Below are 12,161 nucleotides of genomic sequence, written 5' to 3' on the forward strand. Positions count from 1 at the left end.
GGGTCAGTTCTTGCTGAGGACCTCGCCGCGCCGCTCAGCCAGGTCTTCCCGGCCTACTGACGGATAATCATAATCCGGCACCTGCCGTGGAGTTGCCTTCTTCCGCCGGTCGAGCACGGCGCCGGCGGCGGCGATCACCAGACCGACCAGCGCGACCCCGGTGACGAAGAGCAGTGCGGGCCGGTAGCCGTCCAGCTGGGCCTGGGCGTCGGTGCCCCCGCCGGTGCCGGCGGTGATGATCGCGGTGGCGCCGGCCAGCACGACCGCGGTGCCCACCTGGATCGCGGTGTTCACCAGCCCGGAGGCGAGCCCCTGCTCGTCGTCGGCGACCCCGTCCGTGGCGGCGATGTTCACCGAGGGGAAGGCCAGCGCGAAGCCGATGCCGAGCAGCACGATCGACGGCAGCACCAGCACCGGGTAGGAGCCGTGCTCGTCCAGCCGCAGGAACAGCGCGAACGCGCCGGCCAGGGCCAGCAGGCCGATCGGCAGCAGCCGGCCGGTGCCGAAGCGGTCCACCACCGGCCCCATGAAGGGCGCGGAGAGGGCGACCATCGCGCCGGCCGGGAGCAGCCCGAGTGCCATCGTCAGGGCCGACCAGCCGAGCAGGTCCTGCAGGTAGAGGGTGACCACGAACTGGAAGCCGCCGTACGCGCCGGCCATCGCGAAGGCGATCACATTGGCCCGGGCGACCCCGCCGTTGCGGAAGATGCCGAGCCGCACCAGCGGGTGCGCGGTGCGGCTCTCGACGACCAGGAAGGCGGCGACGAGCAGCACCACGACGGCGAGCGAGCCCAGGGTGCGGGCGCTGAGCCAGCCCGCACCCTGCGCCTCGGTGGCGGTGAAGACCAGTAGCAGGACGGAGCCGGTGCCGGTGATGGCGCCGAGCACGTCGTAGCGGCCGTGCGCCTTCTCGTCGGCCGGGCGGGGGAGCAGCCGGACGGCGAAGACCAGCGCGATCAGCGCGATCGGGACCGGCACCAGGAAGGTCCAGCGCCAGCCGACCGAGGTGAGCAGCCCGCTGAGGACCAGGCCGAGCGAGAAGCCGCTGGCGCCGCAGGTGGTGTAGATCGACAGGGCCCGGTTGCGGGCCGGGCCCTCGGGGAACGTCGTGGTGATGATCGACAGGCCGGCCGGCGCGGTGAAGGCGGCCGCGACGCCCTTGAGGAAGCGGGTGACGATCAGCAGCCCGCCGTCGTCGACCAGGCCGCCGAGCAGGGAGGCGGCGGCGAAGACGGCGAGTGCGGTCAGGAAGACCCGGCGACGGCCGAGCAGGTCGGCGGCGCGGCCGCCGAGCAGCAGCAGGCCGCCGTAGCCGAGCACGTAGCCGGAGACCACCCACTGCAGGGTGGAGGTCGAGAGGTGCAGTTCGGAGCCGATGGACGGGAGGGCGACACCCACCATCGAGACGTCCAGGGTGTCCAGGAAGAGTGCGGCGCAGAGCACGATCAGGGTGCCCCAGAGGCGAGGTGTCCAGTGGCCCCCGGCGGCTGACGGTGCGTCGGGTGTCGTGGCGGTCGCTGTGGTCATGGCGCAAGACACTACATGCACATGCATCTAATGCAAGTGAATAAGATGTTAACGCATAAGTTGCTTCCGCTTGTGATACCGTGGCGGCGTGGCTGAACTCGACTCCCCGGCGGAGGCAGGTCTGGTCGCCCAGTGGCGCGACCTGCTGGCTCGGCATGCCCAGACCGCCTGCCTGCTCGACCGCGAACTCGGCGAGAAGCACGGCCTCGGCATGAGCGAGTTCGAGGTGCTCGAACGCCTCGTCGAGGGTTGCGACGGCACCGGCGGCGGGCTGCGGGTCCAGGAGCTGGCCCCCACCGTGCACCTCAGTCAGAGCGCGCTCTCCCGGCTGATCGGCCGGCTGGAGAAGGCCGGGCTGGTCGCCCGGGCGATGTGCGCCGCGGACCGGCGCGGCATCGAGGTCGCCCTGACCGGCGAGGGCCATCGGCGCTACCTCGAGGCGCGCCCGCTGCACCGCGAGGTGCTCTCGCTCACCCTGGCCGAGGGCCCGACGGGCGCCTGCGGCTCGATCGCGGACTGACCTACCGCCAACTCGCGGGCCGCGGGCGGCGGTTGTGCGGTCAGCGCAGGGCGAGCAGGCCCGGCGCGGCGGCCAGGGCGACGACCGCGGCGGGCGCCGCCACCGCGGCCAGGGTCAGCCGCAGCCGGTTCGGCACGGACAGCCGCGGCCGCCCCGCCAGCAGCCGGTCCACCCGCTTCGGGGACTGCGCCAGCCCCGGCGGACAGGAGCCGAAGACCCCGCGCCCCAGATTGATCTCGGCCAGCGCCAGGGCCGTGGTGTGCCGCCCGTGCCGGCGCGCCGCCCGGTCGTCCGCCGCCAGCTCCACCAGCTCGCCCACCTGGTCCCGGAAGGCGCTGAACACCCCGACCCCGGGGAACCCGGAGGCGAGGGCCTGGGCGCCCTGTGCCAGCCAGTGGTGCCGGGCCCGGACGTGCCCGCGCTCGTGGCTGAGAACCGCCGCCAGCTCCCGGTCGGTCAGCTGGCGCATCGCCCCGGTGGTCACCACCAGCCGGGAGTCGCTTCCCGGCAGCGACCAGGCCTCCGGGCGGACGTTCTCCAGCACCACCAGCCGCTCCCGGCGCGGCCGGGCGCCCTGGCCCGAGGGCGGCTCGATCGACTCGGGCAACGGCGGTGACAGCTCGGCCAGTTGGGCGTGCCGACGGGCACGCAGCGCCTTCGCCGTCCGGACCTCGCGGGTCAGCGCGACCACCGTCTGCAGACCGCCCGCCGCCAGTACCGCCGCGCAGAGCCGGCCCCAGCCCTCCGCGTTGTGCAGCCCGTACGCGGCCTCCACGCCGTTCGGCGCACAGGAGAACAGCACCCCGCGCAGGGCGGGGAGGGCGGCCATCGCGGCGAGCACCAGGCTCAGCGCGCAGCACAGCAGCACGGCCACCACCAGGCACTGCCAGACCAGCAGCGCCAGCACCGGTTCGCGCTCCACCCAGCGCGCCCGGGTCAGCAGCCGGGGAGCGGCGGTGGCGAGCAGCAGTCCGAGCAGCAGCAGGCCGAGCAGGGCCGTCATGGCATGGGCTCCCCGAGGACGCACGGAGCGCGACAGTGCGCTTCCCGCCAACTTATGCGCTGCCGGGGCGGGGCGGTACGACTTTCGGCCACCCGTGACCAACGCCACGGCCGCGCCCCGGCGTGGCGGGTTCCGGTGGCTGTCCGGGAGCTGTTCGGCGGCTACATGGTCAGGAGCATGGCGAACATGCCGATCACCACCGACAGCCGGCAGGCCCGGGGCAGTCCGGCCGCGGCCACCGGCACGGTGCCGCCGGACCCGCTCAGCAGCCGGCTGCCGGACCACAGCGCGTACCCGCCGAAGTAGGCCAGCAGCGCGCCGGTCAGCGCCGGCGAGCCCGCCGCCGCGTGGTGCCCGGCGTGGCCGGGGCCGGCCGTCATCGCCAGCGCCATGTACGTCATCGCCAGCGCGCCGACCGCGTGGTGCAGCCGGTGCGCGCGCCGGGCCGGGCGGCGGACGGCCGCGACCAGCAGGAGCACCGCGGGCGGGCCGTACACCCAGGCCCACACCTCGCCCGGCACGGCCGTCCCGGTCACCGCCATGGCCGCCGTCCCGCAGCCCATCAGTCCCTCGGCGAGGTCCGACTCGTGGGCGCGCAGCCGCTTCGGCCCGGCGTCCCGCGCGGAGCCGGCCGCGCCCTGCGCCGGTGCGCACGGGGCGCGGCGCAGCCGGGAGAGGCAGTAGCCCCCGGAGGCGGCGGTGAGGGCGGCGAGCAACCAGCTGACCAGGTTCGGACCGTGCAACGGCGGCCTCCCGGGCGGCGCGGACGGGCGTCCCGTCCACGGTCGCGGCTCGGCGTGGCCCGCAGCAGGGCGCGTACGGGGGCGCACGGAGGTGCCGGTCGTGGTGCGGCCGGCCGTCAGCGCCGGTCGCCCGCGCGGGTGGTGGCACGCCGGTCGGTCGCCCGCCCGCCCGCTCGGCCGGTCGCCCGCCGCTACCGGGCGAGCCGGCCCGAGGCGATCACCCGGCTGAGGAACCGCCGGGTCCGCTCCTGCCGCGGTTCCCCGAACAGCTGCTCCGGCGGCCCCTGTTCGAGCACCACCCCGCCGTCCAGGAAGCACACCCGGTCGGCGACCTCGCGCGCGAACCCCATCTCGTGCGTGGCGAGCAGCATCGTCATGCCCTGCTCCTTGAGGTCCCGCACCACCGCCAGCACCTCGCCGACCAGCTCCGGATCGAGCGCGGCGGTGATCTCGTCGAGCAGCAGCAGCCGGGGCCCGGTGACCAGCGCCCGGACGATGGCCACCCGCTGCTGCTGTCCGCCGGAGAGCCGGTCCGGGTACTCCCGGGCCTTCGCGGCCAGGCCCAGCCGGTCCAGCAGCTCCAGCGCCCGGTCCCGTGCCTCGCCGCGCGCCACGCCGTGCACCCGGCGCGGGGCGAGCGTCACGTTCTCCAGCACCGTCAGGTGCGGGAACAGGTTGTAGGCCTGGAACACCACGCCGATCCGCCGCCGGACGGCGTCCTCGTCCACCCGAGGGTCGGTGATCTCCGCGCCGTCCAGGAAGACCGCCCCGTCGTCGATCCGCTCCAGCAGGTTGACGCACCGCAGCAGCGTCGACTTGCCGCAGCCGGACGCCCCGATCAGCGCCGTCACCGAGTGCTCCGGGACGGTGAGGTGCACCTCGCGGAGCACCGGCGGGCCGGCGCCGAACCCCTTGCGCACGGCCTCCAACCGCAGGACCGGCCCGGCGCCGGCGGGAGCGGCCGTCACGACATCCCTCCTTGGTCCCGGCGGCGGTTCATCCGGGCGGTCAGCCAGCCGGTGAACCGCGTCAGCGGGATGGTCAGCACCACGAAGACGAGCGCCGCCACCAGGTACGGGGTGGAGTTGAACGAGCGGCCGTTGATGATCTTCGCCGCGTACACCGCGTCGATCACCCCGCCGATCGACACCAGACCGGTGTCCTTCTGCAGGCTGACCAGGTTGTTGAGCAGCGGCGGCACCACCCGTCGCACCGCCTGCGGCAGCACCACGAACCGCAGCGCCTGGGCGTGCGACAGGCCCAGCGAGCGGGCGGCGGCCAGCTGGCCCGGGTGCACCGACTCGATCCCGGCCCGGAACACCTCGGACACGTACGCCGTGTACGTCAGCACCAGCGCCGCGCCGCCCAGCCACAGCGGGTCGGTGGTCACCCCGGTCAGCCGCAGCGCCGGGACACCGGTGATCATCACCAGCAGGCAGATGATCATCGGCAGGCCGAGGAAGAAGTCCACGTACGCGGTGGCCAGCAGCCGCACCGGCAGGAAGACCGGCCCGCGCAGCGTGCGCAGGGCCGCGAGCACCAGGCCGAGCACCAGGATCAGCACCCCGCAGACGGCCATCAGCTCCAGGTTGATCCGCAGCCCCTTGAGCACCTCGGGCAGCGCCTGCCGGGCGTACTCGGCGCTGAGGAACGACCGCCGCACGGCCGGCCAGCCCGGCGAGCCGACCAGCAGCGCGAGCAGCGCGCCGGCCGTCACCATGGTCGAGGCGGTGGCGATCAGCGCCGAACGGCGGGCGCGCCGGCGGCGGTAGGCCTCGTGGGCCAGCCGCCGCGCCGAGGGCCGGTACCGGTCCGGGGCGGCCGCCTCCTTCGTGACGGACGCGCCCGCCGCCTCGTCGGCGCTCACCGGAGAACGGGGGCCGCGACGGCGTCGGACAGCCACTCCTTCTCCAGCCTCGCCAGCGTGCCGTCCGCCCGCAGCGCGTCCACCGCGGCCGAGACACAGCCTGTCAGCCGCGACCCCTTGTCCAGCACCAGCCCGAACTGCTCGCCGCCGCCCGCCCCGGCCAGCTGGCCGACGACCTGAGCCTGCGTCACCTCCGCGCCGGTGATGTAGAAGGCCGTCGGCAGGTCCACCACCAGCGCCTCGACCTGGCCGTTGCGCAGCGCCGCCTTCGCGAGGTCGTTGGAGTCGAAGACGGCGGGCTGCGCCGTCGGCCGGATGGTGCCGGTGATCGCCTCCAGGCTGGTGGTGCCGACCTGCGCGCCGAGCTTGACCCCCTTCAGGTCGGCCAGGCCGCGGGCCGAGGCGGCCTTGGAGTTCTTCAGCGCGATCACCGCCTGCCGGACGTCGTAGTAGCCGGAGGAGAAGTCGACCGCCTGACGGCGCTCGGCGCTGATCGACACCTGGTTGACGTCGAAGTCGAAGTCCTTGGGGCCGGGCGCGGTCGCCTTGCCGAACGGCGTGACCACCCAGGACACCTTCTCCTTCGGGTAGCCGAGCTTCGCCGCGACCGCGTACGCCACCGCCGACTCGAAGCCCTTGCCGTTCTCCGGCCGGTCGTCCGTGAACCACGGCTGGTAGGCGGGCTTGTCGGTGCCGACGGCCAGCGTCCCCGCCGTCCGGGTGGGCAGCGCGCCGGGCGCGCAGTCGGCGGCGCCCGAAGCCGACGCGCCAGGGCCGGCGGCGGGCTCCTCGGCGGCGCAGCCGGTGACCGCGGCCAGCACGGCTGTGGCGAGCAGGACGGCGACGGCGGAGGTGCGGGGGAGGGGCATGGCGGTGCTCCTGGGCGCGGAGGGTCGGACCGGTTGGGTGGGGAACCTCCCCCGGTGGCGGGGCCCGGACACGCGCGGCATCGTCGCCTTGGGAGGCTTCGCCCCGCGCTGTCCGGAAGATCCCGTCGACTGTTCACGCGCCCGCCACACGCGCTCCGGCCGCCGCTCACCGCAGATCCGCCGCCAAGACCCCCCTTGAACAGAAGAACCTTTCGTACTTATGGTGGTCTCGTTGAAAACCCTCCTGTCGAAGTGAGTCCCCGATGCAGAATCTTTCGCCAAGGCTCGCTGTGGCGGCCGACGCCCCGGTCCAGAACCTCGCCGAGCACCCGGCCTGGCTGCGTCTGAAGGACGCCGTCGAGTCCCTGCGCCCCCTGCAGTCCAAGGACGGCTCCATCGACCTGTCCGCCGTGCAGCGCCACACCGTCGACCCGCTGGTCGCGACCGTGCGCACCGCCGTCGCGGAGCTGGCCCCGCACTTCCCGCACGACGCCGGCTACCTGGCCGCCGTCGACGCGGACCTGGCCAAGTGGGCCGACACCGGCTACCGGGAGCCCGACTTCCTGGACTCGCTGCTCGCCTTCCAGCCCGCCGACCAGCGCGAGGACGGCCTGCAGCACCTGGTCGTCTTCCCGATGTACACCCAGAACGGCAACCCGGACCGCAACATCGAGGCCGTCCTGCTGAACGTCGTGTGGCCCGAGTGGCTGGCCGAGCTGGAGCGCACCCGCTTCGACAACCCGATGTTCGTGCCGATCACCTTCAATGACTTCACGGCCGGCTACGACACCAACTCCGCCGTCCTCTTCCCCGAGACCGTGGCCGTGCGCAAGGCGCCGGAACGTTTCACCTGGGGCGGCATCTTCTGCGACCGCGAGGCCGCCCGCTTCCGCGTCGTCTCCACCAACGCCGTCGAGCTGCTCGGCCTGGACATCCCCGCCGACGCCGCGAGCCTGCTGGAGGACCAGGAGCGCTCGCAGCAGACCTTCGTGCTCTGGGACCTCATCCACGACCGGACCCACAGCCACGGCGACCTGCCGTTCGACCCCTTCATGATCAAGCAGCGCAGCCCGTTCTGGATGTACGGCCTGGAGGAGCTCCGCTGCGACCTCACCACCTTCAAGGAGGCGGTGAAGCTGGAGTCCGAGGGCAACGAGCACGCCCGCGACGTCCAGTACGCGATCCTCTTCGACCGCCTCTTCCGCTTCCCGGTCACCGGCGACCGCGTGCGCAACTACGACGGCATGGGCGGCCAGCTGCTCTTCGCCTACCTGCACAAGCACGACGCGCTGACCTGGCGCGACAACCGCCTCAGCATCGACTGGGACCGCGCCCCGCAGGTCACCAACGCGCTGTGCGCCGAGATCGAGACCCTCTACCGCGACGGCATCGACCGCCCCAAGCCGGCCCACTGGATCGCCGCCTACGAGCTGGTCTCCCGCTACCTCACCCCGCACCCCGCCTCCACCTGGGCGAAGGGCACCGAGGCGCTCCCGTTCGACATCACCGACGGCAAGGCGCTCAACAAGGCGCTGTGCGACGCTGTGCTCCCCGACGAGTTCCCGCTGAGCATGTTCTACGAGGCCCTCTCGAAGAAGCTCGGCGGAGTCATCGCCTCGACCGCCGGCATCACCGGTGCCGGCCTGCAGGGAGTTGCCGCGTGACCACCGCACCCAAGGGACCGCTGACCGGCAAGGTCATCGCCGTCGCCGGAGCCAGCGGCCCGGCCGGCCAGGCCGTGCTGCGCCGCCTCGCCGCCGACGGCGCCACCGTCATCGGCGCCGACATCGACGCCCGGCGCCTGGAGTCCGCGCTCGACGGCGTGCGCGTCGCCGTGCGCGGAGCCCGGCTCAGCGGCCAGGTCATCGACCTCCTCGACCCGCAGGAGGTCCACGACTGGGCCGACCACCTGGAGGCCGAGCACGGCCACGTCGACGGCGTGTTCCACCTCGTCGGCGGCTGGCGCGGCAGCAAGACCTTCTTCGACAGCCGCCTCGACGACTGGGACTTCCTGCACGACACCGTCGTGCGTACCCTCCAGCACACCTCGCTGGCGTTCCAGCCCGCCCTGCTCCGCAGCGAGTCCGGCCGGTACGCGATGATCTCCGCCGCCGCCGCCCACAAGCCCACCGCGGGCGGCGCCGCCTACGCCGCCGCCAAGGCCGCCACCGAGGCCTGGACGCTCGCCATGGCGGACTCCTTCCGCAAGGAGACCACCGCCGAGGACGGCAAGCCCACCGCCGCGGCTGCCATCCTGGTGATCAAGGCGTTGGTCAGTCCCGAGATGCGGGCCGAGAAGCCGGACGCCAAGTTCGCCGGCTTCACCGACACCGCCGACCTCGCCGCACACCTGGCGGGCCTCTGGGACCGCCCCGCAGAAGAACTGAACGGACAGCACCTGTGGCTGACAGCCCAATGACCGACATCTCCGCGACCGACCCCTCCGGCCGCACGGACGCGGTACGGCGGCACGACCCCGCCGTCCGCGGTTTCGCCAGCGACAACTACGCCGGCGTGCACCCCGAGATCCTCACCGCGATAGCCCTCGCCAACGGCGGCCACCAGATCTCCTACGGCGAGGACGACTACACCGTCCACCTGCAGGACGTCTTCCGCCGCCACTTCGGCGAGCAGGCGGAGGCCTACCCCGTCTTCAACGGCACCGGCGCCAACGTCGTCGCCCTGCAGGCCCTGCTCCCGCGCTGGGGCGCGGTGATCGCGGCCGATACCGCCCACATCAACGTGGACGAGGGCGGCGCGCCGGAGAAGATGGGCGGCATCAAGCTGCTCACCGTTCCCACCCCGGACGGCAAGCTCACCCCCGAGCTCATCGACCAGCAGGCCTGGGGCTACGGCGACGAGCACCGCGCCCAGCCGCTCGCGGTCTCGATCACCCAGAGCACCGAGCTCGGCACCCTCTACACCGTGGAGGAGATCCGGGCGATCGTCGACCACGCGCACCAGCTCGGCATGCTGGTCCACGTGGACGGCTCGCGCCTGGCCAACGCGGCCGCCTCGCTCGGGGTCCCGCTGCGCGCCTTCACCACGGACGTGGGCGTCGACGTGCTGTCCTTCGGCGGCACGAAGAACGGCCTGCTGTTCGGCGAGTGCGTGGTCGTGCTCAACCCCGAGAAGGTCCGGAACATCAAGTTCCTGCGCAAGACCTCGATGCAGCTCGCGTCGAAGATGCGCTTCGTCTCGGTCCAGTTCGAGGCGCTGCTCTCCGGCGACCTCTACCTCCGCAACGCCGGCCACGCCAACGCCATGGCCGGCCGCCTGGAAGCGGCCGTCCGCGGGATCGACGGCGTGACCGTCGTCCGCCCGGCCCAGGCGAACGCGGTGTTCGCGATCCTCCCGCGCGAGGTGAGCGAGCGGCTGCAGAAGCGCTACCGCTTCTACTTCTGGAACGAGCACACGGGCGAGGTCCGCTGGATGTGTTCCTTCGACACCACGGAGGCGGACATCGACGCCTTCGCGGCGGCCATCGCCGAGGAGATGGCCCGCGCCTGAGGCCGGCTCCGACGGCCGATCGTCCCGTCCTGCGTCAGCAGGGCGGGACGATTTGCATGTGGCGTGCCGCCTCCCATACAGTTCCGGAGTCGCCGCGAGAGAGCGGGGACAAGCGGAAAGCGAAGTCCGATGAATGAAACTCCGGAAAACGGAGCGGAAAACATCTGATAAGCTGGAAACACGAAAGAACGAAGCGCCCGGAGGGCCGGTGTGAAAGCCGCCTGATGGAAGCGTCCGTTCCTTGAGAACTCAACAGCGTGCCAAAAGTCAACGCCAGATATGTTGACATCCCCGGCCTCGGACTTGTTTCGGGGTTGGAGATTCCTTTTGAAATAACACTAGCGAGGACGCAGTGCGCGGGATCACCTAATTCCGGTGGTTGCCGTGCCGCTCAACGCGGGTGTGAACCGGCTCGGTTAAATATCGGGGCCGGGTAATCATTCACGGAGAGTTTGATCCTGGCTCAGGACGAACGCTGGCGGCGTGCTTAACACATGCAAGTCGAACGGTGAAGCCCTTCGGGGTGGATCAGTGGCGAACGGGTGAGTAACACGTGGGCAATCTGCCCTGCACTCTGGGACAAGCCCTGGAAACGGGGTCTAATACCGGATATGACCTGGGACCGCATGGTCCTGGGTGTAAAGCTCCGGCGGTGCAGGATGAGCCCGCGGCCTATCAGCTTGTTGGTGGGGTAATGGCCTACCAAGGCGACGACGGGTAGCCGGCCTGAGAGGGCGACCGGCCACACTGGGACTGAGACACGGCCCAGACTCCTACGGGAGGCAGCAGTGGGGAATATTGCACAATGGGCGAAAGCCTGATGCAGCGACGCCGCGTGAGGGATGACGGCCTTCGGGTTGTAAACCTCTTTCAGCAGGGAAGAAGCGCAAGTGACGGTACCTGCAGAAGAAGCACCGGCTAACTACGTGCCAGCAGCCGCGGTAATACGTAGGGTGCGAGCGTTGTCCGGAATTATTGGGCGTAAAGAGCTCGTAGGCGGCCTGTCGCGTCGGATGTGAAAGCCCGGGGCTTAACCCCGGGTCTGCATTCGATACGGGCAGGCTAGAGTGTGGTAGGGGAGATCGGAATTCCTGGTGTAGCGGTGAAATGCGCAGATATCAGGAGGAACACCGGTGGCGAAGGCGGATCTCTGGGCCATTACTGACGCTGAGGAGCGAAAGCGTGGGGAGCGAACAGGATTAGATACCCTGGTAGTCCACGCCGTAAACGTTGGGAACTAGGTGTTGGCGACATTCCACGTCGTCGGTGCCGCAGCTAACGCATTAAGTTCCCCGCCTGGGGAGTACGGCCGCAAGGCTAAAACTCAAAGGAATTGACGGGGGCCCGCACAAGCAGCGGAGCATGTGGCTTAATTCGACGCAACGCGAAGAACCTTACCAAGGCTTGACATATACCGGAAACGGCTAGAGATAGTCGCCCCCTTGTGGTCGGTATACAGGTGGTGCATGGTTGTCGTCAGCTCGTGTCGTGAGATGTTGGGTTAAGTCCCGCAACGAGCGCAACCCTTGTTCTGTGTTGCCAGCATGCCTTTCGGGGTGATGGGGACTCACAGGAGACTGCCGGGGTCAACTCGGAGGAAGGTGGGGACGACGTCAAATCATCATGCCCCTTATGTCTTGGGCTGCACACGTGCTACAATGGTCGGTACAAAGGGCTGCGATGCCGTGAGGCGGAGCGAATCCCAAAAAGCCGGCCTCAGTTCGGATTGGGGTCTGCAACTCGACCCCATGAAGTTGGAGTTGCTAGTAATCGCAGATCAGCATGCTGCGGTGAATACGTTCCCGGGCCTTGTACACACCGCCCGTCACGTCACGAAAGTCGGTAACACCCGAAGCCGGTGGCCTAACCCGTAAGGGGAGGAGCCGTCGAAGGTGGGACCAGCGATTGGGACGAAGTCGTAACAAGGTAGCCGTACCGGAAGGTGCGGCTGGATCACCTCCTTTCTAAGGAGCAATATGCCGCTTGCAGGCGAATGTCCTGCACGGTTGCTCATGGGTGGAACGTTGACTATTCGGCACGGTTTCGGACTTGTCTCCTAGTACTGCTTCGGCGTGGAAGAGAGTCATGGTCTGGGTCGTGTCGGGCACGTTGTTGGGTCCTG

Annotated in this window: 10 protein-coding genes and 1 rRNA gene; 5 read left to right on the top strand and 6 right to left on the bottom strand. The window is 70.6% G+C overall.

The window, feature by feature from the left end; translation table 11 throughout:
* Positions 1-3: 3 nt before the first annotated feature.
* Positions 4-1,527 carry an MFS transporter gene (locus ACFCLZ_RS31955; protein ID WP_380281366.1) on the bottom strand — a complete coding sequence of 508 codons (1,524 nt, stop codon included), beginning with the start codon at positions 1,525-1,527 and terminating at the stop codon, positions 4-6.
* 88 nt (positions 1,528-1,615) lie between these two features.
* On the opposite strand from ACFCLZ_RS31955, the gene ACFCLZ_RS31960 reads away from it, so the two are divergent.
* Positions 1,616-2,047, top strand: coding sequence for a MarR family winged helix-turn-helix transcriptional regulator (locus tag ACFCLZ_RS31960; protein WP_380281367.1), 432 nt, complete (start codon positions 1,616-1,618; stop codon positions 2,045-2,047).
* A gap of 40 nt (positions 2,048-2,087) precedes the next feature.
* Here the strand turns inward: ACFCLZ_RS31960 and ACFCLZ_RS31965 are convergent, their stop codons facing one another.
* The 5 genes from ACFCLZ_RS31965 to ACFCLZ_RS31985 all read right to left on the bottom strand — a co-directional run bounded on the left by ACFCLZ_RS31965 (position 2,088) and on the right by ACFCLZ_RS31985 (position 6,529).
* Positions 2,088-3,050: a M56 family metallopeptidase gene (locus ACFCLZ_RS31965; protein WP_380281368.1), complete on the bottom strand. Its 963-nt coding sequence runs from the start codon at positions 3,048-3,050 to the stop codon at positions 2,088-2,090.
* Between the two features lie 161 nt (positions 3,051-3,211).
* Positions 3,212-3,793 (bottom strand): DUF5134 domain-containing protein, encoded by a 582-nt coding sequence (locus tag ACFCLZ_RS31970; protein WP_380281369.1) that lies wholly within the window; start codon positions 3,791-3,793, stop codon positions 3,212-3,214.
* 191 nt (positions 3,794-3,984) lie between these two features.
* A complete protein-coding gene (locus ACFCLZ_RS31975) occupies positions 3,985-4,761 on the bottom strand; it encodes an amino acid ABC transporter ATP-binding protein (protein ID WP_380281370.1) in 777 nt (258 codons plus the stop codon).
* Positions 4,758-5,660, bottom strand: coding sequence for an amino acid ABC transporter permease (locus ACFCLZ_RS31980; protein WP_380281371.1), 903 nt, complete (start codon positions 5,658-5,660; stop codon positions 4,758-4,760). Before ACFCLZ_RS31980 ends, ACFCLZ_RS31975 begins: the two co-directional genes overlap by 4 nt.
* Complete coding sequence (locus tag ACFCLZ_RS31985) at positions 5,657-6,529, bottom strand: ABC transporter substrate-binding protein (RefSeq protein WP_380281372.1); 873 nt, start codon at positions 6,527-6,529, stop codon at positions 5,657-5,659. Before ACFCLZ_RS31985 ends, ACFCLZ_RS31980 begins: the two co-directional genes overlap by 4 nt.
* 263 nt (positions 6,530-6,792) lie before the next feature.
* On the opposite strand from ACFCLZ_RS31985, the gene ACFCLZ_RS31990 reads away from it, so the two are divergent.
* From ACFCLZ_RS31990 to ACFCLZ_RS32005, 4 genes are all read left to right on the top strand, one after another.
* Entirely contained in the window at positions 6,793-8,193 is a 1,401-nt protein-coding gene (locus tag ACFCLZ_RS31990; protein WP_380281373.1) for a DUF6421 family protein, read from the top strand.
* Entirely contained in the window at positions 8,190-8,948 is a 759-nt protein-coding gene (locus ACFCLZ_RS31995; protein WP_380281374.1) for an SDR family NAD(P)-dependent oxidoreductase, read from the top strand. The genes ACFCLZ_RS31990 and ACFCLZ_RS31995 overlap by 4 nt, the downstream gene beginning before the upstream one ends.
* On the top strand, positions 8,945-10,039 hold the full coding sequence (locus ACFCLZ_RS32000; RefSeq protein WP_380286352.1) for a threonine aldolase family protein: 1,095 nt from the start codon (positions 8,945-8,947) through the stop codon (positions 10,037-10,039). Before ACFCLZ_RS31995 ends, ACFCLZ_RS32000 begins: the two co-directional genes overlap by 4 nt.
* A 440-nt stretch (positions 10,040-10,479) precedes the next feature.
* Positions 10,480-12,003, top strand: a 16S ribosomal RNA gene (locus tag ACFCLZ_RS32005).
* The last annotated feature ends 158 nt before the right edge of the window (positions 12,004-12,161 follow it).

It is taken from the genome of Kitasatospora purpeofusca, assembly GCF_042691725.1.
GTDB lineage: Bacteria > Actinomycetota > Actinomycetes > Streptomycetales > Streptomycetaceae > Kitasatospora > Kitasatospora purpeofusca_B.